A 21,474-nucleotide genomic window follows, 5' to 3' on the forward strand; every position below is an offset into this window, starting at 1 on the left:
TTATACGTGCAATCTACGTTCACGTTCATTCAAAAAGAAGCCTGGGCGTAAAGCCGAGGCCTCTTATATCGTTCGTTTGTCGCAGCGGACGGCGGCGCTTATTGGAGCGGATTGCTCAGCAGCGCCAGTTCGGGGTGATGGTCGAGCGCCTGGCTGCAGTAATCGCAGACCACCTGCACCGTCACATCTCCGTTTGAATTATACGCTATTATACGCTTTCGCTCTTCGGGGGTCAAGAAATGCAAGCCCAGCCTATATTCGGATACGTCGGCCCCCTCGAATCGGCCAAGCGGCGTGCGGCAGTGTCGGCAAACGTAGTTCACAGCCATATGGGTATGCCTCCTGAAGGCAGATTATGCGGCCATGGACGAGCCATGGAGCCGCGCTTCCTTCAGTATGCCCGACCATCGGCGATTTTAAGCGGAAATGGATGACGCATCCTGCGGATGACCGTTTCTCCTCGTTTTGCGCGCGCGCTCGAGGTTCTGCTTTCCCCCGTATTACTTGCCGTTGAACTTCGCCATCGTCTCCTCGAACGGGTGATCGAGCGCGTACTCGATGGCGTCGCATGCGTCAGAGATCATCGTCCGCAGCGCTTCCTGCTCGCTCTTCGGAAATACGCCAAGCACGTAGTCGACCACCTTCATGCCGCCGACGGGACGCGAAATGCCCATACGCACCCGGTTGAACGACTGGGTCCCCGTATGCGCGATGATGGATTTGATGCCGTTGTGGCCGCCCGCGCTCCCTTGATACCGAAGCCGGATCTTGCCCGTCTCCGTGTCGAGGTCATCGTAAACGATGATGCCGTCTTCAAGGGGGACCTTGTAATAATCCATCAGCGCCCGCACCGACTCCCCCGACAGATTCATATACGTCATCGGCTTCAGCAGCGCCACCTTTTCGCCGCGCACCCGCGCTTCTCCGTATAGGCCTTTGCACTTGCTCTGGTTCACCTGCGTGCTCCAGCGCCGCGCCAGCTCGTCGACGACCATGAAGCCCGCATTGTGCCGGGTCGCCGCGTATTCCGGTCCGGGATTGCCTAGGCCTACGATCCATCTCATCGGTAATTCAGCTCCGTTTCAACATAATTTTAAGGGCAAGCTGCAACGAATTCGCCTGCCGCAGTGTCATCTAGGTTACATAGCACAAACGCCAGGGGTGGTGATGATCAATGATGTACATCAACGGCCAGACCTTGTCCCATGACAGGCACTTCGCCGACCATATCGTAGCGGAGGTGCCCGTTCAGATCTATCGGAACAAGGAGCACAGCGACATCGGGTTCATCGAATATTATGGCAAAGAATACGTGAAGGTCAACAACAACGTGTATTGCCGCAAGTCGTTTACGTTCATCTCGAGGCCCGGGTACTAGTCGAATCTCAAGCAGAGAGCCGTCCGTCCGAAGGGACAGGCGGCTCTCTGCTTTATTTTATCCACAAAGCATCCACAATTCTGTGAAAAAACAAGAAAGGCGCTTTGCTCGAAATCCCTTGGTAAATAAGAAACGCCAAGGCTATCCACAGCCCGGCGCTTCTTGTTCACATATGTGGATAAGTGTGTGCATGCATGGGAGATGCTTAGGCGTCCGTCTCCACGGCTTGCGCCGCGTCGTGATGCTTCGCATTCTCTTCGGACGCGTCGGCCGAAGCGTCCGCCTCCTCGGCGGAGATGTCCTTCTGCGGCGCGAGCACGGCGATGACTACGGTCTCTTCGTCCTGCAGCGGCTTGACGCCGGGCGGGAACGCGAGCTGTCCGATCGTCAGATTCTCGCCGAAGCCCAGGGACGAGATGTCTGCCGTGACGGACTCGGGCAGGTCGCGGGCGACGCACTCCACTTCGATCTCGTGAAGCACGACGGTCAGCAGGCCGCCTTCTTTTTCGCCCGGGCTCGTGCCCGAGACTTCGACGCGGATCGGCGCCTTGATCTTCTCGTTGAGGTTGATCTGGTGGAAGTCGACATGCAGCACCTGACCGCTGAGCTTATCCCGCTGTACGTCCGTCAGCAGGACGGATTGGCTGCCGCTGCCCGGCACCTCGAGCTGAAGCACCGCATGCGCATGTCCGCGCATCAGCGCCGAGAGCTCCTTGCTGTCGAGAGCGATGGGACTCGGCTCTTGCAAGCCCTTGCCGTACACGACGCCGGGTACCCGGCCTTGTATCCGAAGCTGCCTAAGCGCACCTTTCGTAGAGCGCTGGCGCGATTCCGCACGCAATGTCGTCGTCATACCGATTCCTCCCGATTGCTGCAAAATTTGAAGACATGCATTTATTTTACCCTTCGGGAGGGGGCGCTAAACAAAAAAGGCAATCCGTGCGGCCGCAAAAGAAGGCCGCGACCAACTCCAAGGAGTCGGCGCGGCCCTCAAGCGATTCAAGCATGTGGTTCGAAAAGCTTGCTGATGGATTGTTCCTCGTGAATGCGCACGATCGCTTCGCCCAGCAGCGGCGCGACGGACAATACGCGCATCTTGGTAGAAGCGCCCGGCGAGCGGAGGGGGATCGTGTCGGTCACGGTCACCTCGGTGATCGGCGACGACTCGAGCCGCTCCATAGCTTGTCCGGACAGCACGGCGTGGGTGCAGCAGGCGTAGATCTCTCGCGCGCCCGCTTCCTTGAGCGCCTGGGCGGCCAGACAGATCGTGCCGGCCGTGTCGATAATGTCGTCGATCAGGATCGCCGTTCGTCCGGAGACGTCGCCGATGATGTTCATGACCTCGACGACGTTGGGCTCCGGACGCCGCTTGTCGATGATGGCGAGCGGCGCCTGGAGCTCGTCCGCCAGCCGACGCGCCCGTACCACGCCGCCGTGGTCGGGGGAGACGACGACGGGGGCGATGAGACCCTTGCTCTGGAAGTAGTCGCCCAGAATCGGGACGCCGAGCAGATGATCGACCGGGATGTCGAAGAAGCCCTGGATCTGCATGGCGTGCAGGTCCATGGCGATGACGCGGTGCGCGCCCGCCGTCTCGATGAGATTGGCGACCAGCTTCGCGGTGATCGGGTCGCGGGATCGCGCCTTGCGGTCCTGGCGGCCGTAGCCATAGTAAGGGATGACGACGTTGATCGTCTTGGCGGAGGCGCGCTTAAGCGCGTCGACCATGACGAGCAGCTCCATCAGATGCTCGTTGACCGGCCAGGAGGTCGATTGAACGACGAACACGTCCGCGCCGCGCACGCTCTCGTTCAGCCGGATGTGGATCTCTCCGTCGCTGAATCGGGTAACCTTTACGTCGCCGAGCGGCACGCTGATATGCCTTGCTATCGCCTCCGTCAGGCGTGGATTCGAGCTGCAGGAGAATAGTTTCAGGGTGTTGTCGGGATAACTCATAAGCGCCTCGCTTTCGTGAGGTCGACGAGCGTCGCGCCCGCGCCGGGGCGCAGGGCGGCGGCGCATCGCCGTCCGTTTGAATCAATCCCGCCTATGCGCGGGTGTCTTCGCCGTCCTTGAGCTTCGCGGCGGCTTCCTTCTTCGACTTGGCCCTTGACCGGAGCTTATCCGCGTAGCCGTCCTTGTTCTCCTGTCGGGCGCGCGCGATCGCGACGCTGCCGTCCGGCACGTCGTGCGTGACGGTAGAGCCGGCGACGACGTAAGCGCCGTTGCCGATGGTCACCGGGGCGATCAGGTTGGAATTGCTGCCGATGAAGGCATCGTCGCCGATGACGGTCTTCGATTTATTATACCCGTCGTAGTTGGCGGTAATCGTCCCGCAGCCGATGTTGGTGCCGCTGCCGACGACCGCGTCGCCAACGTAGCTCAGATGCGGCACTTTGCTGCCTTCGCCGATCTCGGCGTTCTTGATCTCGACGAAGTCGCCGATCTTGACGTTGTCCGCGAGCTTCGTGCCCGGCCGCAGGTAAGCGAAGGGACCTACGGCGCATCCGGCGCCGAGCTGCGCCGATTCCGCCACCGATTGGCGGATCGTCGTGCCGTCTCCGACCGTCGTATCGGTTAGATCCGCCGACGGCCCGATGACGCAGTCTTCGCCGATGACCGTGTTGCCCCGCAGGACCGTGCCCGGATACAGCACCGTGTCCGCGCCGATCGTCACGCCCGCCTCGATATAGGTGCCGGCCGGATCCACGATCGTCACGCCGTTCGTCTGGTGACGCCGCGCGATGCGCTCCCGCATGAGCCGCTCCGCCTCGGACAGCGCGATGCGGTCGTTGACGCCGATCGACTCGGCCGGGTCTGCCGCGACCGAAGCGGAGATGCGCTCTCCGCGCGCCTGAAGGATGCCGATCACGTCGGTGAGGTAGTACTCGCCTTGGGCATTGTCGTTCGTGACGGCGGCGAGCGCCTCGAACAGCTTCAAGTTGTCGAAGCAATAAGTGCCGGTGTTGATCTCCCGGATCGCCGCCTGCTCAGGCGTGCAGTCCTTCTGCTCCACGATGCGGTGCACGCTGCAGTCTTCGCCGCGGACGATGCGTCCGTAGCCTGCAGGCTGCGCGAGCTCCGCGGTCAGGATCGTAGCGGCTGCGCCTTCGGCCGTATGCAGCGCGATGAGCGCCTCCAGCGTCTCCGAGCTGACGAGCGGCGTGTCGCCGCAGACGACGATCGTCACGCCGTCGGCAGTGCCGATCGCCGGCGCGGCCTGAAGCACCGCGTGTCCGGTGCCGAGCTGCTGCTGCTGCAGCGCGTATTCGACCGAATCGCCCAGCGTCCGCTGTACGGCCTCCGCGCCGTGGCCGACGACGACGACGGCACGCTCGCAGCCGATGCCCCGGACCGCGTCGAGCACGTGCCCCACCATGGGCTTGCCGCATACCGGATGCAGCACTTTATATAATTTGGATTTCATCCGCTTGCCTTGTCCGGCAGCCAGAATCACAGCCATTCTCGTCATATCGGGCGAATGCCTCCTTTTCCCGCTTCCCGCGCGCACGGTCTTTTTCACTTGTGATCATAGCTTATTACAAAGCAAATGAAAAGAGAGCCGTCGCCGGCTCTCGCGATGCTACTTCCTATTCTCGGCGCATATCGTCGCCTAAGCGCGAACACAAGCACTACGCACCTTCGACCAGCACCTCTTCTTCCTCCACGGCGGCGCGCTCGTACTCGGCGAGTACGGCGGACTGGATCTTCTCCCGCGTGCCCGAAGAGATGGGATGAGCGATATCTCGGAATTCTCCGTCGGGCGTACGTTTGCTTGGCATCGCAACGAACATGCCGTTGTTGCCGTCGATCACGCGAATATCATGGACGACGAACTCGTTGTCGATCGTGATAGACGCGATTGCCTTCATTCGCCCCTCGGAATTAACGCGGCGGAGTCTGACATCTGTAATTTGCACTTGTGTTCACCACCTTTGCCCCATCAGAAGACTTGGTGTAATATTCCACAAAATCGTGCGGATTCCTTCTTAAATCTGGTAAAACTAGTCCATTATTTTAAATATTTTTTCAGTGCCGGATATTGTCGACATCGTACGCCGCCATTGGCTTTTTTTCGACAAAAACTCCGTCTTCGCGCGGCGCCAGGCCATCGGAAAACGGAGTTCCAAACGCCGCCTTACAACCATCTTCCCAGCGCGGCGATCAACATCTGAACCCCGCCGCGCGAAGCCGTCTTCGCCGTTCGCCTCGCCTTTCGACGGTCAGCCCATTTCCAGGCTTCGCGGTTCACCGCTTCGATCTCGCGTCGATGCTCGCGAACCTGCTCCTCCAGCATATGGTGGTGGTAAATCATCGTCATGGCCATACCCCTCTCATAGGAACGTATGTGCCTATTATAAAAAAAGAAGTATGACAGCTGTCTGTCATACTTCCTCGTACCGCGCGCACAAATTCGCGAGCTTGGTGCGCAGCTCTTCTCTGAGCCATTCCGGCTCTTCAATAAAGGCGCTGCCGCCATAGCCGAGTACCTGAGATAAAAGCCAGTCCGAATCCGTCGGATTCACGATTCGCACGGTCAGTTCCCCGTTCGGCTCAAAGTTTTTTTCTTCCGCATAGAAGCAGTCCAGCGCCGAAGCCACGGCATCGGACGCGAATCGGATGACGGCGCCCGTCATATCCCGTTCGCGGGACAGTCCCTCTCCGACGTTCAGCTCCGTCGGCGCATGCTCGCGAAGCACCGGCTCCTCCGTCAGGCTGAGATCCGTGATCCTCGACAGCTTGAATACCCGATAATCGGCGCGCGTGCGGCAGTAGCCGTGCAAGTACCAAGCGTAATATTTGAAATGCAAGGTTACGGGCTCCACCAAGCGATCGATGCGGTCGTTCTTCGCGTTGACATAGCGGAAGCGGACGACGCAGCGTGACGTGATCGCCTTGCGCAGTTCGTGCAACAGCTCGTTGTTCATCCGCCAGCTGCCCAAATCCAGCGTAAGGCTCGGCACCCGCTCGGAAGACTGAACCGTACGCAGCCGATCGAGCGTCCGCTCCGTTCGAGCGTCCCTGAACACGGTCTTCGTGCTGCTAAGCAGCGTAATGAGGCTGTTCACGTCATCGGGGGCGAGGAGACTCCGATCCATCTTGTATGCCTCGATAATGCCGAATCCGCCGTTGGAGCCTTGGTAGGAGACGACCGGTATGCCTGCAGCGCAGATCGCCTCGATATCCCGGTAGATCGTCCTCGGCGATACCTGATGTTGCGCAGCGAGCGCCGCCGCCGATATGACTTCCTGATTCAGCAAAGCATATGTAATCGAAATGAGCCTCTCCAGCTTCACTGCCTATCACCGCCAAGGGAACGTATGGTCCCCTTTATTATACGCTGGAATCCTCGCCCAAGCGATGCTTTGCCTCGCAAATAAGCTGATGGTCCTACCGCAAGTCGGCAGAAACAATAGAGAGATCGACAAAAAACCGCCGGCTTCGAATTCGAAGCCGACGGTTTATCCTCGCGTTATCGATTCCCCCGTTCCATGCTTGATTAGGATTGAAAGAAATTGCCCGGCTGAACCGCGATATGTCTCGTCTTCAGATCGACCTCGGTAAGCCGTGCCAGGGAAATATAATCGTGCAGCAGACGCTCCTCGTTGTCCACCTCGCCCGATTCGACCAGCACGCCTACGCCGGCCACGATCGCCCGGAATTCGCTGAGCAGGTCGACCATGCCTTGAATCGTCCCGCCCGCCTTCATGAAGTCGTCGATGATGAGCACGCGGGACTGCTCCTTGAGCGCGCGCCGGGCCAGCGACATCGTCTGGATGCGCTTGTTGGAGCCGGAGACGTAGTTGATGCTGACGACGGAGCCCTCCGTCACCTTGTGATCGCGCCTGACGATGACGACGGGAACGTTCAGGTACTGAGACGCGGCGTGCGCCAACGGGATGCCCTTCGTCTCCACCGTCATGATGACGTCGATGTCCCGATCCGCGAACGCCGTCGCGAACATGCGACCGAGATCCTGCAGCAGTCCGGGCTGGCCCAGCAGGTCGGTCATATATAAATATCCGCCGGGCAGCAGGCGATCCGGCTGCTCCAGCATGCTGCATACTTCCTCGATCTTGCGGAGCGCCTGATCCTTGCGGCACTTCGGGATGAAGCGCACGCCGCCGGCGGCGCCCGCCAGCGTATGGAGCTCGCCGATCCCTTCGTCCTCGAATACTTCCTTGATGATCGCGAGATCCTCGCTGATCGAAGACTTCGCGGACTGGTAGCGCTCTGCAAATGCTGTCAATGATATTAACGTATGGGGGCGATCGAGCAGATATTGCGTCATTTCTACGAGCCGCGCACTGCGCTTTAACTTTTTCATCGGATCCACCCCGTCCAAAACCGAATATTATAACGATATCATAACACTTTTATCCGGTTTTGGGCAAGGCGTGGAAAAGGTTGATGGCAACCTTTCTTACACTCGTTGGAATGCGTGACCTTTAGGTAAGCATGCGGACGACGTAGACCTCTTTGCAAAACCCGCGCAGTCCGTTGTAAATACGGGCAAGCTTCGACTCCTTGGACACGAGCCCGAAGACGGTCGGCCCGCTGCCCGACATGAGCACGCCGTCCGCGCCGAGCCGCGTCATCACTTCCTTGATCTGCCTGACCTCCGGATAGTGGGATAGCGTCACTTTCTCCAGCACGTTGCCGAGCGCGCCGCACATCCGTTCGAAGGACCCCTCGCGCAGCGCCTCGAGCATGTCCGGCACGGAAGGATGCGTCCCGACTTCGTTCACCCGGAACCGCCCGTACACGTCCGCGGTCGAGACGTTGATGGGCGGCTTGGCCAGCACGACCCAACACTGCGGCGGGCTGTCCAGGCTCTCGAGTCGCTCGCCGCGCCCGGTTGCCAGCGCCGTGCCTCCCCGCACGCAGAAAGGCACGTCCGAGCCCAGCTCGGCGCCGAGCGCTTCAAGCTCCGGCACGCCGAGATTCAGATCCCAGAGCCGATTCAGCCCGCGCAGCGCGGCGGCGGCATCGCTGCTTCCGCCCGCGAGGCCGGCGGCCACCGGGATCTGCTTGTCCAGATAAATATATACGCCTTTCTTGACGCCGTAACGCTGCTTCAGCAGCTTGGCGGCCTGAAAGGCCAGATTCTTCTCGTCAAGCGGGATAAAGCCGGCTTGGCTGGCCAGCACGATCTGATCGCGCTGGAGCTCCTCGAGCGCGAGACGATCGGCGAGATCCACCATCGTCATGACCATTTCCACTTCGTGATAGCCGTCTTCCCGCTTGCGCAGCACGTCGAGCACCAGATTGATTTTCGCCGGCGCCTTCTCGTATATTTTCGTCATATGCCCACCTGCCAGACCTTCTGCTTCGCCTGATTCCTGTCGTTCCAAAGCTTAACATATTATAACAAACCCCCGCCCGAATTGCGATTTGGCAGGGACTATCCTATATATGCAAAAGCCGGGGATGCCCCCGGCGGCTTCTTCTTCCAGCTATGCGCCAGCCCGGCGAAGTCGCCGGAGCCGTGTCAGTCCTGCTTGCGCGCCAGCGACTGTTCGGCGAGCTGGATCGCCCGCTTGACCATGTTCCCGGCATCCTTGGTGCTGATGGCGCCCCAGCCTTCGCTCTCGACCTTCCCGTAGAAACCCAGATCCTTGGCGAGCTCCGTCTTGAACGATTCAGTCATCGTCCGTCCTCTGCGCCTGCGGCTCATACAGATCCCTCCCCGTTTGGCTATGACGACGCTGCGCGACGAGCTGCGCCGCCGTCACCGGTTAGGGTGTCCCCAAGACGTCCCGCGAATGCAAAACAGGCAGCCGAGCCTGTAACGGCGCGACTGCCTTAACGATCCCGAAAGCTCAGTGCTGCAAATCGATGCGGACCTGACCTTGTTCACTGCACAGCATGACTTCGACGGACTCGGTTAGAATGTCGGCATAGCTGTACGAGACGCGTTTGAACGCATTCTGCTCCTGGTCCAGCTTGACGATGAACACCGACGGGTAAATTTCTTCGAGAACTCCCGTGCGTTCGATGGTTTTACGGCGGCCACCGTTGGCGCGGAGCATGATCTTGGACCCGATATGCGGCTCCAAGCTTCGTTTGATATCCAGAAGCGCGTTCTTGGACATGTCCACTACCACCTCTTTCCCTGTAAATTATACCTAAACACAGGGGAGGTGTCAAGTGGTCAAATATTATAGCAGTGGACAAGAATTATTGTCAATAATGTTTTAGCATTATCATTTTATTTTTAAGCAAAATGAGTCTGAGGAAATAGGATTCAGCCAAATTCCGAGGCCGGGATCGTGGGGACGATGTTGGTCGGCTTGATATTCGGAAGTCCGATCCGGTATTTGCCCAGCGACTCCACGCCGCCGACGCCCCGCATGCCGCTGATCGTATGCGAGATGACGTCGGGCAGGTCGATCGTCTCCCTGAACGGCGTGAAGGCCGCGCGGACGGCGACATAGACCGGATCGAGCGCGTGGATCATGATGCGCGCCGGCGAGCTGGCGAAGTTCGCTCCCGCGGACATCAGCGCCTCGAAGTGCGATTGGCAGGCGCCCGCGACGACGATGAGGGAATCCCTGCTCTTGTCGTAGCTGCGCGCAGTCCGGACGGCCTGAATGAAGTTGCCCGTGTTTTTATAACTCGACAGCTGCTCGTAGTCGGTTCTGTTCTTGTAGACGCCGTCGTGGCCCGTGATCACCACGATATCGGGCATCACCTTCGGCAGCAAGTCGGCTACCGCCGCAGCCATCTGCGATTCGTGGCAGTGCACGCCTTCGGCGGGCATGCGCAGCTGCCTGTATACGGCCATGCTCTTTTTCAAATAATTGACGTCGCCGTCCAGATGGAGCACCTTGCCCGGCATCTCGAAGTACGGTTTGCGCTGGCCGGACGAAGCTTCTTCTTCAATTCCCTCCTGGGCGTGGGCGCGCTCCGCCTGCATTCGTCTCACCGATTCGCTGGCCTGCACGCGAGCCGTCCGGGGGCCGCGCAGCTCGTCCGGGTTCCGTACCTGCTCGAGGTCTCCGACGGGCGCATCCGCGAGCAGCCGATAATCCGTTCCCCGCAGCACCGCCGTATTTTGCAGCAGGGCTGCGATTCGGAACAATACATCGCCGCCGTACGATTTGCGGACGACCAAGTCCCCTAGCTTCATGGGCGAATCACCTCTTCGTCTATCCTATGGAGAGGCAAGCCCGAAGGTGCACGCATTAACGCGAACGAGGGTCCCCGCCGGCATGGCAGGGACCCTCGGATTTTATTCGATCATGCCGGCGGCGGCCAAGGCCTCGGACAGCGTCGCGAACTCCTGAAGCGACAGCGTCTCGCCGCGGCGCTCCGGCTTCACGCCGCATGCCTCGAGCAGGCCGGCGAGCTCGCCCTTGCGCTCCTTGCCGATGAGCGCGGCCAGGTTGTTGTGCAGCGTCTTGCGCCGCTGCGTGAAGGCCGCGTGCACGACGCGGAAGAAACGCGCCTCGTCGGAGACTTCGACCGGCGGCGCCTGGCGCTTGGTCAGCCGGATGACGGCCGAATCGACGTTCGGCGCAGGGATGAAGGCGCCGGACGGCACGACGCAGACGATGTCCGGCACGCAATAGTACTGAACGGCGATGCTGAGCGTGCCGTAGTCCTTGCCTCCGGGCTTGGCCGCCATCCGCTCGGCCACTTCCTTCTGGACCATGACGACGATCCGGTCGAGCGGCAGCTTCTGCTCGAGCAGCGTCATGACGATCGGCGTCGTCACGTAATACGGCAGGTTCGCGACGACGCTGACCTCGCTGCAGCCGGCGAAGCGCTCCGCCCACAGCTTCGCCAGATCGGTCTTCAGCACGTCGCCGTGCACGACGGATACGTGCGGGTAGGGCGAGAGCACCTCTTCGAGGATCGGGATAAGCCGGTTGTCGATCTCGACCGCGGCGACCTTGCCCGCTTCCTGCGCCAGCCGCTCCGTTAGCGCGCCGATGCCCGGTCCGATCTCGAGGGCGCCCTTGTCCTTGTTAAGGGCGGCGGCGTCCACGATCTTGTCCAATATATTTTTATCGATCAGAAAGTTTTGGCCTAAGCTTTTCTTGAAGGTAAAACCGTGCTTGCGGATGATATCCTTCGTCCGCGTCGGCGTCGCGATGTCCATGGCGCCCATGGCCGTCCCGCCGGCGCCGCCCGCCTGCTTCGTCATTCGCCTACTCCCTCTCTCGTCAGCTGCCTTAGCGCCTCGGCGAACTCCGCACGCGTAATGCGAAACATGCCGAGCCGCTTGTAAAACTGCTTGCCGTTCGCATAGCCGATGCCCAGCAGCTCGCCCATGCGCTCCCTGCGGCTCGCGGCGGCCGGATGCACGATCAGCCCCGCATCGATCAGGTCCGCCCAGGCGATCGCGGGCTCGCCCGCTTCCGCTTGGGTCGCACCGCTGGCCGTCACGTCGGCCGCCGCCTGCGCGCCGCCGCCTGCCGACGCCCGCACGCGAGCCAGCGCCGCGCGAATCGCCTCCGGTCGCGCATGCTCGACGCCGATGCCGTCTTTGCCGCGCGCATCGGCCTTCGCCAAGAACGCATGGCTGCATCCCGGCACTCTCGCCTCGATGATCTTGCGTATCTTCTCGCCCGGCACGTCCGGATCCGTAAAAATAATGACGCCCCGCCGCTCGCGGGCCAGCTCGATGCGGCGCAGCACCTTTTCGTCGATCGCGGAGCCGCCCGTCTCGATCGTATCCGCGTCGACCGCCCTGCGGATCGCCACGGTATCCTCTTTGCCTTCCACGACGATCATCTCCGCTATCCTAGCCAGGCCGATGCCGTTCACCCCGTTCGCTCCGTTCGTTCCGTTCGTTCCGTTCGTTCCGTTCGCGTCGTTCTATATGCCTTATTATAGCCCACATCCCGCAAATGACAAAGGGAAGGGGCCAGAGCCCCTTCCCGGAATGCGGCGATCCGACCAGACCGCCGCGAAAAAAATGTAGCCGCTCGACATAAATTAGACACAAAATCGATAATAGCGGGTAATGATGACTAAGAACCTAATCAGTCGGCGGATGGCTTAACCGGACCGATCACGTATACGGTGTTGCCGCGTTTCTTGCCGAACTTATTCGCATACCTCTCGCTGTCGTAATACACGTCGATCTTCTTGCCTTTGATCGCGCTGCCCGTATCTTCCGCGCGGCGGAAGCCGATGCCTTCGATGTAGACCCACCAGCCTAATGGCACGACATCCGGATCGACGGCGATCGTGCGGCCCTCGGATACCGTGGTTCCCGAAGCCGTGATGCCATAGCCCGCATCGCCGACATCCTTGCCTGTCGAAGCCGGACCTGCGGAATACGCGGTTAACGTGACGCCTGACAAGACGCTCTTCACCTTCACGGATTTGCCGTTTAATTGGAGCGTCTTTACGGCGCTCGCCGTTTTGTTGTAAGCAAGCGATACGACTGCCGCTTTTTTCTTCGCTCCGACGGCCACGACTTGCTGAACGATCGGCTGCTCAAGCGATTTGTAGACCAGCTGCTCGTCGACGAGCTTGCCGTCTTCGTAGACGCGCTCGAACTTTTTCACCAGCAAGCCTTGCTTGCCCGTCTGCACGACCTTCGTCTTGCCGACCAGCAAGTTTTGGTCCGCTGTCTTGACGACTTTGTACGCCAGCGGATGCTCGGTCGTGACGACCTCCCGCTTGACGCGGACGACCTTCACCTGCAGACCCTCGTCGATCTTCGCCGTGACGGCCGGCGTGACTTTGTCTTCGGCGGAAAGCGTGATGCCTTCGTCCTTCAGCAGATCGCCGACCGTCTGGAGTGTTGTATATTTGGTCTCTTTCTTCCCGTCTGCGACGAGCTGAACGCTCATTGCTCGATCAATGACGACACGCGTGCCGTCCTCTACGGAGGACGTGAGCGCTGCCGACAACCGATCGTTTGGACCGACCGTGATGCCTGCCTCCTTAAGCAAGGCGGAGACATCGGAAGTACGGGTTTGGATGACGGTAGATTTCCCGCCGTCCACGACGGTCACGCTCTTGGCGGACGCGCCGTGCAGCAGCATGATGAGACAGATGGTAAGAGCAAAGGACAAGATTGCGCTCAAGAGAATCAAACGCAGATGCTCATGCAACCATCGCGCTGCGGTAAGCTTGCCGGTCGGTCGTGGATCATGGGTCCCTTGAAGGGGAATTGCACCCATTTTCTCGTTCCTCCTTCATAGCCTCGCCGTCGACTGTTTTACATGATATTCGTCTGACGCGACTATCCATTTGTGATAACGGCGCTGGAAGCTTCGTGTGGAGCGGCTTGCACACGAGCGAATTTGCGCCGCCTTGCCCAGCTGTAAAGGCATGTCATGCGCCTGCCAGTCGATCCCTTTGGTGCTTCCGAGGAGCGGTCTTTGTCGGCTTGTTGCGCCGAATACGTGAATTCGGGCACAAAAAAAGCCTGCGACAGAGGGCCTGGTCGTGGCTTCCGCTCAACTGGACGAGGGACGATGGGGCGGCACGAGGTTGCCTCTCTCTACTACGCTTGCGAGGTTAGCTGTCGGGTTCGGGCGTTGAGAGTCTGCCCTAAGCATCGGTCGGTCGGCCGTCAGCCGGACGGCGCCCGTCGTTTGCTATTCACCCCAAGATTGCTCGGCCGCTCGGACATCGGCAAGTGCCGATATCGTCCGCGTCGGGTCCCCCGCTCTCCCGGTTAGGGAGATTAAGCGCACTGGAAAAGGAATGTCATATTCGGACTTCTGGATTAGATAATAACCCGCATGCCCCGAAGGTGTAAAGAACGTGCAAAGAGCGAATTTCAGCGTTTTAAGGCAAATTTAAGCCATTTTTTTAGGATTTCAGGAGCAAAAGCTAGTTTTTTCTTAGAAAATATTTATTTTTCTTCGATTGTTGGCGCTTTATCTCCGAGTCGGAAACAGACGCGCGCATTTCTTTCCGTAATTTCTTCTATTTTTTCCCTAGAAAGGCCTGTGATTTCCGCAGCGGAATCAGCCACGAATTGCACGTAAGACGACTCGTTTCGCTTGCCTCGATAGGGGTGGGGGGTAAGGTAAGGCGCATCCGTTTCGATCAACAATCGGTCCAAGGGGACACGCGCCAGCACCTCTTTGGGAACGCGCGCGTTTTTGAAGGTGACGGGACCTCCGAAGGAGATATAGAAGTTCATGTCCAGGCATTGCTTGGCCGTCTCCCAGCTGCCGGAGTAGCAGTGCATGATGCCCCCGATCTCGGCCGCTCCTTCTTCGCGAAGGATACGAACGACATCTTCATGGGCGTCCCGATTATGGATGACGATCGGCTTGCCGAGCCGCTTCGCCAATCTGATCTGTTCGCGGAATACGATGTGCTGGATATCCTTCGGCGATGTGTCCCAATAGTAGTCGAGACCGATCTCGCCGATCGCCATGACCTTGGGATGGCTGCATAGCGATTCGATCCAGGCGAGATCTTCTTCCAAACGCATGTCGACGGCATCCGTCGGGTGCCAGCCTACGGCCGCGTAGATGAAATCGTGCTTTTCGGCCAGCGCGATGGTCGTCGGGATCGTCTCCCGATTGAAGCCGATGTTCACGATCGTGCCGACGCCCGCTTCCTTCGCGCGCGCGATCACTTCTTCTCTGTCGTTGTCGAACTTCGTTGAATCCAGATGGGCGTGCGTATCGAAAAGCATGTCGCGGCAGGTCTCCTTTTGGCGAATGATTGAGCATGGGCGGGGATCGAGCGAGATGGGCGTTTTATAACCCCAGCAGCTCCCGAATCTCCGGCTTCAGACTATTGATATGAGGGAGCACCAGGTCTTCGGGATAATAGATATAGTACTTCCCGGTATGAAGTCCCGCAATCGACCGGACGATATCGCTTTTCAGAGAGATCTCGGTCAATCGGTCTTTGTCGTCCAATACGAGGACAGGCGTCTTTTCTTTGGGTTCGGGATCCGGAGATCCCGGTTTGTATACGTCGTACGGCAGGTTCGTCGGCGTGTCCATCTGCAAGTGATAATCCGGGTGAAGGCCGATCCGTTCCCACGCTTCGCGCAGCTTCGCCTCCAGTGTTTCGTGCTCACCTTCGAAGGGTACATACTTGTACAACCTGCGGTTTAAAAACCGTTTACATAAGTCTGCCAGTATGTCATCCTCTTCATCCGCCCATTGGCCGAACGCGGTCTGCACCATCGCCTCGTCCAGCGCCAGATAGTCCCGGAGCCCGATCGTGCCGTTCAATAACTGCGCTAGCGGCGGCAGCAGGAACTTGAACGCATGGCCTCTTCGGTACAATTCGCGCGCCCTCATGAAGATTTGCCTCAGTACGATATCCGAACTGCGCGTCACGGGATGGAAGTAAATCTGCCAATACATTTGATATCTCGACATCAGATAATCCTCTACGGCATGCATCCCGCTCTCCTTCACGACGATCCGTCCCCGATAAGGACGCAGTACGCGCAAGATCCGATCCAAATCGAAGGTGCCATAATTCACGCCGGTAAAGTAGGCATCCCTGAGCAAATAATCCATGCGGTCCGCATCCATCTGACTGGACACCAGACTCACGACGATCGGTTTGTCGTACGTCTTGCAGATGACTGCTGCGACCTTCTGAGGGAAGTCCTCGCTTACTTCCTTTAATACCTGGTTGATCTCGGTATCTCCAAGTATAATCGCGCAGGACCATTCTTCGTGGTCCGTATCGAACACCTGTTCGATTGCGTGGGAAAAAGGACCGTGTCCGACATCGTGCAGCAAAGAAGCGCATAAACTGACCATTTTTTCCTCTTGCGGCCAGTCCTGGTATCCGTTACGCTCAAATTGACTGATAATTCTTCGCGTGATATCGTATACGCCCAGCGAATGGGAGAACCGGCTGTGCTCTGCCCCATGGAAGGTCAGGTACGAAGTGCCCAACTGGCGTATGCGCCTCAATCGTTGGAACTCGGCGGTATTGATGAGTTTCCAGATGGTCGCTTCCTGCACGTAGATGGACTGGTGAACGGGGTCCTTGAATACTTTTTCCTCCCGAAGACGGTACATGCTCGATCACCTCGTAGGTTTGGGCTTCACATTCGACAAACGATTATAATTTTGTCGAATAGTGTCATTCGTAAATTTAAGAACTAATCCCATTTTTTACCTAATATATCGCTGAATTGGGGCTAAACTGTGGAAGTTAGCGGGTATTCAGCTAAATTTCAGCTAAAGAAGCCGCTATTTCTGGTTGACTTATTTGGGAATCGTTGGTACGATAGAGTACGGAAAACAAAGAATTTTGTCGAATGATGGCGAATATGCGGAGGTTCTCCGACATTTCGTTTAATCTTATTTTACGCGAATGAGGGAGGATTTCCAAATGTTGAAGTCGACGGGCATTGTACGGAAAGTAGATGAACTGGGTCGCGTGGTCATTCCGATCGAGCTGCGCAGAACGCTGGGTATCGGAGAGAAGGATGCGCTGGAAATCTACGTGGACGGCGAGCGCATCATGCTGAAGAAGTACGAGCCGGCTTGTATCTTCTGCGGCAACGCGGACAACGTGATTTATTTCAAAGGAAAAATCGTTTGCAGAGAATGCTTGAAGGATTTGCCTGCAACTGTGTGACAAATTAGAGAATTTCGTTTATAATGGAAGAAGCACTTACCAACATCGTTATTTCTAACCTTTTTATATCTCCTTGCACCCCTCCCGGACTTAGTCCGCGGAGGGGTCTTTTTCTTCTTCAAGCAGCATCTGGTATACTTCCCTGCGGGACACGCCCAGATCGCGCGCCGCGAGACGCATCGCTTCTTTGCGGTTTTCTCCGTTCTGCGCCTCGTACCTGGCAACATGCTGAGCCGTCGTCAGCTCGGACCACCATGCGTCGCCGGGATCTGCCGCCGAAGCTGCGGACGCGTCTGCGCCTTCGATGACCAGGCAGCATTCGCCTAGCGGCGGATTCGCTTCTATATATCGAAGGCAAGCTTCCGCCGTCCCCCGCACGATCTCCTCGTGCTTTTTCGTCAGCTCGCGCACGACCGCCATCCGCCTGCCGCTCCAACGCTCGGCGACCGCCTCCACCGTTTTTTTGAGCCGATGCGGGGACTCGTACAACAGGAGCGTGGCCTCTTCCCGATCCAGGCGGGAGAGAAAAGACTCCATTCCCTTGCGGTCGCGCGGAGGAAATCCCGCGAACAGGAATCGGTCCGTCGGCAGACCCGACACGATGAGCGAGGAGAGCGCGGCGTTAGCGCCCGGGATGGGAACGACCGGGATTCCCTCCGCGGCTGCCGCGGCTGCCAGATCGGCACCCGGGTCGGAGATGGCGGGCATGCCGGCGTCGCTGACGAGGGCGATCGAGCTGCCTTCGGCCAACAGTCGGACAAGCTCAGGTCCGCTTGCTCGCTTGTTATGCTCGTGGTAGCTGACGAGGCGCGTCGAGATGTCGAAGTGCGTGAGCAGCTTTCGCGTCTGTCGCGTATCCTCTGCGGCGATGAGATCCGCTTCCTTCAGCATGCGCACGGCACGGAAGGTCATGTCCTCCAGGTTGCCGATCGGCGTAGCGACCAGATAGAGCGTGCCCGGACCGCCCGCAGCGCGCGCGCCGAAGCTTTTCTGCACTTGCGCCTCCGAGGTGTAGGTATTCTCCGTATGCTCGCGCGCATTCGCTTCACGGGCTTGCTCGTTCCCGGACGAATCGGCTGCTTGCTTCAACTTCTGTGCACGCCGTTCGCGTTTCTCCTTCATCGCTCAATCCTCCGCCTTTTCGCTCGCTTCAGTGCCGTTCAATTCCTTTTTACGCCCATAAAATACGTCCAGCAGCTCCCCTGTATAGGTACGGCCTTCTCCCTCGTATACGATCAGCGGCGGGAGCAGCCGGAGCTCCGGACGTCCGCCCAGGCTGGCCTCGATCAGCACCATATTCGCTTCCGCTCCCGCGCGCGAATGCACGAAGCGCATGCGCTTCGGCTCGAGCCGGTACCTCTGCATCGCGGCCATGATCTCCGCCAGTCTAGACGGACGATGGACCATGGAGACGCGCCCGCCCTCGCGAATGCTGCGCGCCGATGCCGATACGACATCCTCCAGCGTGCATCCGATCTCATGACGGGCGAGCGCTTGATGCATGTTTCCCTTATGCTCTCCGGATCCGACAGGTTTGTACGGCGGATTCACCGTTACTGCATCGTATGCCTCGTCTCCCTGCAGGGCGGGCAGCGTCTTGAGATCCGCTTCCCGAATGGCGATCCGCGACTGCAATTCATTGTAGGCGACGCTTCGCCTCGCCATGTCCGCTAGCCGGGGCTGCAGCTCCACGCCCTCGATCGCCGCATCGGTCCGCGTCGAGAGCAGCAGCGGGATCACGCCGTTCCCCGTGCATAAGTCGAGGATTCGTCCCTTTTTCGGTATTCCCGCGAATCTGGCGAGCAGAACGGCGTCCAACGAGAAGCTGAAAACCTCTTTGCTCTGTATGATTTTATACGCGTGCGTCAGCAGGTCGTCCAGGCGTTCGCCTTCCAGCAACGATGGCTTTCCAAGCACGATGTTATCGTTTTCATTCAACGCCCAACGCACCGTCCCGAATTTTTTCTTCTATTATATATGCGTCATTTCGTACCGCTTTTGGTACCGCTTTTGGTACTGCTTTTGGTACTGCTTTTGGTACTGCTTTTGGTACTTCTTTTGGTACTGCTTTTGGTACTGCTTTTGGTACTCCTTTTGGTACTGCTTTTGGTACCGTTTTTTGTTCCTTAATTACGTCTCTAAGCTTACTCGATTTGCGGATTCAATGCCAGCGTTCGGAAGGCTGGAGAGGTGGCGGAACGAGCGACTGCAAAAAAAAGCCGGCTCCCCCGGATTGGAGAGTCGGCCGTACGCGGTTAAGAACCAACTAAGGCTTGCTAAGAAACGAGAGGCAGAACAAGCAGTCGCCTTCCATGCGCAAATGCCCGTAGTATACGTTGCAGATATGGAAGCCTTCGTGGTACAACCGGGCCAGGTTGTCGTAGCCTTCGCCAATGGACGACCCGGCCGCAGTCTCGGCTTGCTCCTGCTGACGGGTATCGGCCGGTTCCTCCGATACGTCGACCGCAGGTTCTGCCGCGAATTCAATGGTCTCGCGCTTGAAGATTTTGCGCAGCTGCTGGTTCTCGATGCGCAGCCGCTGGTTTTCTTCGAGCAATTCCTTAATCTTGAGCTTCAGCGAGCCGAATTCCGTATGGAGGCCGCCTAGCTTCGCCTCGAGTTCATCCACGCCTAAGTATATATCCTTCATGGGCAAGCTCCACCTTAAAGCCAGGTTGTGTCGGTGACGATAGGTGCTGCAGGAATTACTTTACGACGACTTCTTCGAAAGGAAGCTCTTTGACCTTGCCGACCTCGAACAGCTGAACGTGAACGCTGCGGCTGCCCGCATTGAGCCCAACGACTTTGCCGTCTCCGAACGAGGTGACGACGATCTTGCCGACGGCAGGCATCTCTTCCTTGGCGCTCTCATAGTTGTCGTGCTCGAACTTGAGACAGCACATGAGGCGGCCGCACAAGCCGGAGATCTTGGTCGGGTTCAGCGACAGATTCTGGTCCTTCGCCATCTTGATCGAGACCGGCTCGAAGTCCCCCAGCCAGGAGGAGCAGCAGAGCACGCGGCCGCAGGGGCCGATGCCCCCCAGCATCTTCGCTTCGTCCCGCACCCCGATCTGACGGAGTTCGATACGGGTCCGGAATACGCCGGCCAGGTCCTTCACCAGCTCCCGGAAGTCCACGCGTCCCTCAGCCGTGAAGTAAAAAATAATCTTGTTGCGGTCAAACGTGTATTCGACGTCCACCAGCTTCATGCGGAGCTGATGGTCCTTGATTTTCTGTAATCCGATGGCAAAAGCGTTTTTCGCCGCGTTCCGGTTTTCCTCGACTGCATGCGCATCGCTGTCCGCAGCGACGCGTATAACCCTCTTGAGCGGAAGGACGACGTCGGCCTCGCCGACGGTCTTCGGTCCGATGACGACCGTGCCGTATTCGACGCCTCGCGCAGTCTCGACGATGACATGCTGGTCCTTGGCTACCGGATGTTCGGCGGGGTCAAAATAATAGACCTTGCCCGCCTTCTTGAAGCGGACGCCGACAACCTCGTACAAAACTACCCCTCCCGTACGCCGCCGCAGACGCTCCGATGCGGTTAAACCGCCGTCTGCGCGGACGTCACTAGAAATTGCTCGAAAGCGAGCTGCGGTTGCACGTTCGCCTTGATGCGGCGGACGGCGGACAGCGCCGCTTCCATCGACCGGGTCCAGGCATGGACGCTACGGGTCCAAGCCTGCTTGGAGAGCCATTCCGCTTGATCGGGAAAGACGAGCCTCTCCTCTCGGCCGGTCATGACGTAAATCATATCTCTATACCATAAAGCAAACAGTTGCAGCAAAATGTCGGTATGCTCGGCCAGATCCGTCTTAAACACCTGTGTCTGCGCGGTTAGCAGCACGCCAGGGAACCGGGACGGGATCTCCCTGCCTAATTGTATCACTACGTTTCGGATTTCTGCAAACCAATTCTCGGCTGCCAGCGCCCGCGCGGCTTCGAACCCCGCGGACAAATGAACGACCGATTTCGCGATCAGAGGCGGCGTGCCCTCTCGCACGAGCAGCGCCTCCATCGCCTTCGGATCGCCCGGCGTGAACGGCACGTGCTGCGTTCGCGATACGATCGTAGGCAGCATCGCCTGCTCGCTCGGCGCGATTAGGATCGCTACGACGGGCGACGGCGGCTCCTCCAGAAACTTCAGCAGGCTGTTGGCCGCTTGAACCGTCATCGTCTCCGCCGCTTCGATCACGTAGATCTTGCGCTGCGAGCCGGCGCTGCGATACGACAGCTCCCGCTGCAGCTCGCGGATCTGATCGATCTTCACCGTCTGGCCGTCCGGGACGATCCGGTGCAGGTCCGGATGGTTGCCGTGCTCGACTTTGCGGCACGTCAGGCATTCGCCGCAGGCATCGTCGCCGCCGCGCTCGCACAGCAGCGTCATCGCGAAGGCCTGCGCCATCGCGCTTCTCCCAGACCCCTGCGGGCCCGCGAACAGGTAGGCGTGCGCGATCTTGCCGCTGCGGAGCATGCCCTGCAGGAGCCTCTTGGCCCGATCCTGGCCCGGTACAGATGCGATCGCCATTGCGCTGAACCTTCTCTCG

General features: G+C 58.8%; 25 protein-coding genes and 1 riboswitch. Of the genes, 2 read left to right on the top strand and 23 right to left on the bottom strand.

All coding sequences use genetic code 11. The annotated features are described in order from the left end of the window. Nucleotides 1–98 precede the first annotated feature (98 nt). Nucleotides 99–329 carry an anti-sigma-F factor Fin family protein gene (locus BM235_RS29470; RefSeq protein WP_090117844.1) on the bottom strand — a complete coding sequence of 77 codons (231 nt, stop codon included), beginning with the start codon at nucleotides 327–329 and terminating at the stop codon, nucleotides 99–101. Nucleotides 330–500: 171 nt separating this feature from the next. After that, nucleotides 501–1,064 (bottom strand): aminoacyl-tRNA hydrolase, encoded by a 564-nt coding sequence (gene pth / locus BM235_RS29475; RefSeq protein WP_090117845.1) that lies wholly within the window; start codon nucleotides 1,062–1,064, stop codon nucleotides 501–503. Between the two features lie 110 nt (nucleotides 1,065–1,174). Here pth and BM235_RS29480 point away from each other — a divergent pair, with 110 nt between their 5' ends. Beyond that, entirely contained in the window at nucleotides 1,175–1,378 is a 204-nt protein-coding gene (locus BM235_RS29480; RefSeq protein ID WP_255374658.1) for a hypothetical protein, read from the top strand. A gap of 205 nt (nucleotides 1,379–1,583) precedes the next feature. Here BM235_RS29480 and BM235_RS29485 read toward each other — a convergent pair whose 3' ends face one another. The 16 genes from BM235_RS29485 to BM235_RS29560 form a co-directional block, all read right to left on the bottom strand. Next, nucleotides 1,584–2,231 (bottom strand): 50S ribosomal protein L25, encoded by a 648-nt coding sequence (locus BM235_RS29485; protein ID WP_090117846.1) that lies wholly within the window; start codon nucleotides 2,229–2,231, stop codon nucleotides 1,584–1,586. A 146-nt stretch (nucleotides 2,232–2,377) separates the two neighbouring features. After that, a complete protein-coding gene (locus BM235_RS29490; RefSeq protein WP_090117847.1) occupies nucleotides 2,378–3,334 on the bottom strand; it encodes a ribose-phosphate diphosphokinase in 957 nt (318 codons plus the stop codon). Nucleotides 3,335–3,425: 91 nt separating this feature from the next. After that, nucleotides 3,426–4,850 carry a bifunctional UDP-N-acetylglucosamine diphosphorylase/glucosamine-1-phosphate N-acetyltransferase GlmU gene (glmU, locus tag BM235_RS29495; protein ID WP_090117848.1) on the bottom strand — a complete coding sequence of 475 codons (1,425 nt, stop codon included), beginning with the start codon at nucleotides 4,848–4,850 and terminating at the stop codon, nucleotides 3,426–3,428. Between the two features lie 160 nt (nucleotides 4,851–5,010). Next, nucleotides 5,011–5,298: a septation regulator SpoVG gene (spoVG, locus tag BM235_RS29500; RefSeq protein WP_067781204.1), complete on the bottom strand. Its 288-nt coding sequence runs from the start codon at nucleotides 5,296–5,298 to the stop codon at nucleotides 5,011–5,013. Nucleotides 5,299–5,516: 218 nt separating this feature from the next. Next, nucleotides 5,517–5,699, bottom strand: coding sequence for a hypothetical protein (locus tag BM235_RS29505; RefSeq protein WP_090117849.1), 183 nt, complete (start codon nucleotides 5,697–5,699; stop codon nucleotides 5,517–5,519). Between the two features lie 64 nt (nucleotides 5,700–5,763). Then, nucleotides 5,764–6,675 (bottom strand): helix-turn-helix transcriptional regulator, encoded by a 912-nt coding sequence (locus BM235_RS29510; protein ID WP_090117850.1) that lies wholly within the window; start codon nucleotides 6,673–6,675, stop codon nucleotides 5,764–5,766. Between the two features lie 203 nt (nucleotides 6,676–6,878). Beyond that, the gene (purR, locus tag BM235_RS29515) at nucleotides 6,879–7,706 is read right to left on the bottom strand and encodes a pur operon repressor (RefSeq protein ID WP_090117851.1); all 828 of its coding nucleotides are present in this window, start codon (nucleotides 7,704–7,706) and stop codon (nucleotides 6,879–6,881) included. A 121-nt stretch (nucleotides 7,707–7,827) separates the two neighbouring features. Then, nucleotides 7,828–8,685, bottom strand: a complete 858-nt coding sequence (gene ispE, locus BM235_RS29520) for a 4-(cytidine 5'-diphospho)-2-C-methyl-D-erythritol kinase (protein ID WP_090117852.1) — start codon at nucleotides 8,683–8,685, stop codon at nucleotides 7,828–7,830. Between the two features lie 185 nt (nucleotides 8,686–8,870). Then, complete coding sequence (locus BM235_RS29525) at nucleotides 8,871–9,056, bottom strand: small, acid-soluble spore protein, alpha/beta type (RefSeq protein WP_090117853.1); 186 nt, start codon at nucleotides 9,054–9,056, stop codon at nucleotides 8,871–8,873. Nucleotides 9,057–9,201: 145 nt separating this feature from the next. After that, a complete protein-coding gene (gene veg, locus BM235_RS29530; RefSeq protein WP_090117854.1) occupies nucleotides 9,202–9,474 on the bottom strand; it encodes a biofilm formation stimulator Veg in 273 nt (90 codons plus the stop codon). Between the two features lie 152 nt (nucleotides 9,475–9,626). Then, nucleotides 9,627–10,511 (bottom strand): sporulation peptidase YabG, encoded by an 885-nt coding sequence (gene yabG, locus BM235_RS29535; RefSeq protein ID WP_090117855.1) that lies wholly within the window; start codon nucleotides 10,509–10,511, stop codon nucleotides 9,627–9,629. A 102-nt stretch (nucleotides 10,512–10,613) separates the two neighbouring features. Beyond that, nucleotides 10,614–11,531, bottom strand: a complete 918-nt coding sequence (rsmA, locus tag BM235_RS29540; protein WP_304441425.1) for a 16S rRNA (adenine(1518)-N(6)/adenine(1519)-N(6))-dimethyltransferase RsmA — start codon at nucleotides 11,529–11,531, stop codon at nucleotides 10,614–10,616. Next, nucleotides 11,528–12,121 carry a ribonuclease M5 gene (gene rnmV / locus BM235_RS29545; RefSeq protein ID WP_090117875.1) on the bottom strand — a complete coding sequence of 198 codons (594 nt, stop codon included), beginning with the start codon at nucleotides 12,119–12,121 and terminating at the stop codon, nucleotides 11,528–11,530. Before rnmV ends, rsmA begins: the two co-directional genes overlap by 4 nt. Nucleotides 12,122–12,372: 251 nt before the next feature. Then, nucleotides 12,373–13,524 carry a 3D domain-containing protein gene (locus BM235_RS29550; RefSeq protein ID WP_090117856.1) on the bottom strand — a complete coding sequence of 384 codons (1,152 nt, stop codon included), beginning with the start codon at nucleotides 13,522–13,524 and terminating at the stop codon, nucleotides 12,373–12,375. Between the two features lie 314 nt (nucleotides 13,525–13,838). Continuing rightward, nucleotides 13,839–14,050, bottom strand: a riboswitch (cyclic di-AMP (ydaO/yuaA leader). Between the two features lie 154 nt (nucleotides 14,051–14,204). Then, nucleotides 14,205–15,002 carry a TatD family hydrolase gene (locus BM235_RS29555; protein ID WP_090117857.1) on the bottom strand — a complete coding sequence of 266 codons (798 nt, stop codon included), beginning with the start codon at nucleotides 15,000–15,002 and terminating at the stop codon, nucleotides 14,205–14,207. A 64-nt stretch (nucleotides 15,003–15,066) separates the two neighbouring features. Further along, on the bottom strand, nucleotides 15,067–16,359 hold the full coding sequence (locus BM235_RS29560; protein ID WP_090117858.1) for an HD domain-containing protein: 1,293 nt from the start codon (nucleotides 16,357–16,359) through the stop codon (nucleotides 15,067–15,069). Between the two features lie 316 nt (nucleotides 16,360–16,675). On the opposite strand from BM235_RS29560, the gene BM235_RS29565 reads away from it, so the two are divergent. Further along, nucleotides 16,676–16,924, top strand: a complete 249-nt coding sequence (locus BM235_RS29565; RefSeq protein WP_067781230.1) for an AbrB/MazE/SpoVT family DNA-binding domain-containing protein — start codon at nucleotides 16,676–16,678, stop codon at nucleotides 16,922–16,924. Nucleotides 16,925–17,014: 90 nt separating this feature from the next. Here the strand turns inward: BM235_RS29565 and rsmI are convergent, their stop codons facing one another. The 5 genes from rsmI to holB all read right to left on the bottom strand — a co-directional run bounded on the left by rsmI (nucleotide 17,015) and on the right by holB (nucleotide 21,455). After that, the gene (rsmI, locus tag BM235_RS29570) at nucleotides 17,015–18,046 is read right to left on the bottom strand and encodes a 16S rRNA (cytidine(1402)-2'-O)-methyltransferase (protein WP_090117859.1); all 1,032 of its coding nucleotides are present in this window, start codon (nucleotides 18,044–18,046) and stop codon (nucleotides 17,015–17,017) included. A gap of 3 nt (nucleotides 18,047–18,049) precedes the next feature. Then, nucleotides 18,050–18,862, bottom strand: coding sequence for a tRNA1(Val) (adenine(37)-N6)-methyltransferase (locus BM235_RS29575; RefSeq protein ID WP_255374659.1), 813 nt, complete (start codon nucleotides 18,860–18,862; stop codon nucleotides 18,050–18,052). A gap of 328 nt (nucleotides 18,863–19,190) precedes the next feature. Further along, nucleotides 19,191–19,574, bottom strand: a complete 384-nt coding sequence (locus BM235_RS29580; RefSeq protein ID WP_369803573.1) for an initiation-control protein YabA — start codon at nucleotides 19,572–19,574, stop codon at nucleotides 19,191–19,193. Between the two features lie 55 nt (nucleotides 19,575–19,629). Continuing rightward, nucleotides 19,630–20,430, bottom strand: a complete 801-nt coding sequence (locus tag BM235_RS29585) for a PSP1 domain-containing protein (RefSeq protein WP_090117861.1) — start codon at nucleotides 20,428–20,430, stop codon at nucleotides 19,630–19,632. 41 nt (nucleotides 20,431–20,471) lie between these two features. Beyond that, entirely contained in the window at nucleotides 20,472–21,455 is a 984-nt protein-coding gene (gene holB / locus BM235_RS29590; RefSeq protein ID WP_090117862.1) for a DNA polymerase III subunit delta', read from the bottom strand. Between the last annotated feature and the right edge of the window lie 19 nt (nucleotides 21,456–21,474).

This window comes from Cohnella sp. OV330, assembly GCF_900112065.1.
Classification (GTDB): Bacteria; Bacillota; Bacilli; order Paenibacillales; family Paenibacillaceae; genus Cohnella.

Excerpts from the sequence above, each read along its gene's own strand:
- rsmA (WP_304441425.1), bottom strand. The coding sequence starts at position 11,531 with ATGACGAAGCAGGCGGGCGGCGCCGGCGGGACGGCCATGGGCGCCATG.
- BM235_RS29555 (WP_090117857.1), bottom strand. The coding sequence starts at position 15,002 with ATGCTTTTCGATACGCACGCCCATCTGGATTCAACGAAGTTCGACAAC.
- BM235_RS29485 (WP_090117846.1), bottom strand. The coding sequence starts at position 2,231 with ATGACGACGACATTGCGTGCGGAATCGCGCCAGCGCTCTACGAAAGGT.
- glmU (WP_090117848.1), bottom strand. The coding sequence starts at position 4,850 with ATGACGAGAATGGCTGTGATTCTGGCTGCCGGACAAGGCAAGCGGATG.
- purR (WP_090117851.1), bottom strand. The coding sequence starts at position 7,706 with ATGAAAAAGTTAAAGCGCAGTGCGCGGCTCGTAGAAATGACGCAATAT.
- rnmV (WP_090117875.1), bottom strand. The coding sequence starts at position 12,121 with ATGATCGTCGTGGAAGGCAAAGAGGATACCGTGGCGATCCGCAGGGCG.
- BM235_RS29525 (WP_090117853.1), bottom strand. The coding sequence starts at position 9,056 with ATGAGCCGCAGGCGCAGAGGACGGACGATGACTGAATCGTTCAAGACG.
- BM235_RS29490 (WP_090117847.1), bottom strand. The coding sequence starts at position 3,334 with ATGAGTTATCCCGACAACACCCTGAAACTATTCTCCTGCAGCTCGAAT.
- ispE (WP_090117852.1), bottom strand. The coding sequence starts at position 8,685 with ATGACGAAAATATACGAGAAGGCGCCGGCGAAAATCAATCTGGTGCTC.
- BM235_RS29470 (WP_090117844.1), bottom strand. The coding sequence starts at position 329 with ATGGCTGTGAACTACGTTTGCCGACACTGCCGCACGCCGCTTGGCCGA.
- BM235_RS29580 (WP_369803573.1), bottom strand. The coding sequence starts at position 19,574 with ATGAAGGATATATACTTAGGCGTGGATGAACTCGAGGCGAAGCTAGGC.
- rsmI (WP_090117859.1), bottom strand. The coding sequence starts at position 18,046 with ATGAAGGAGAAACGCGAACGGCGTGCACAGAAGTTGAAGCAAGCAGCC.
- holB (WP_090117862.1), bottom strand. The coding sequence starts at position 21,455 with ATGGCGATCGCATCTGTACCGGGCCAGGATCGGGCCAAGAGGCTCCTG.
- BM235_RS29505 (WP_090117849.1), bottom strand. The coding sequence starts at position 5,699 with ATGACGATGATTTACCACCACCATATGCTGGAGGAGCAGGTTCGCGAG.
- veg (WP_090117854.1), bottom strand. The coding sequence starts at position 9,474 with ATGTCCAAGAACGCGCTTCTGGATATCAAACGAAGCTTGGAGCCGCAT.
- BM235_RS29550 (WP_090117856.1), bottom strand. The coding sequence starts at position 13,524 with ATGGGTGCAATTCCCCTTCAAGGGACCCATGATCCACGACCGACCGGC.
- BM235_RS29560 (WP_090117858.1), bottom strand. The coding sequence starts at position 16,359 with ATGTACCGTCTTCGGGAGGAAAAAGTATTCAAGGACCCCGTTCACCAG.
- yabG (WP_090117855.1), bottom strand. The coding sequence starts at position 10,511 with ATGAAGCTAGGGGACTTGGTCGTCCGCAAATCGTACGGCGGCGATGTA.
- pth (WP_090117845.1), bottom strand. The coding sequence starts at position 1,064 with ATGAGATGGATCGTAGGCCTAGGCAATCCCGGACCGGAATACGCGGCG.
- BM235_RS29565 (WP_067781230.1), top strand. The coding sequence starts at position 16,676 with ATGTTGAAGTCGACGGGCATTGTACGGAAAGTAGATGAACTGGGTCGC.
- BM235_RS29480 (WP_255374658.1), top strand. The coding sequence starts at position 1,175 with ATGATGTACATCAACGGCCAGACCTTGTCCCATGACAGGCACTTCGCC.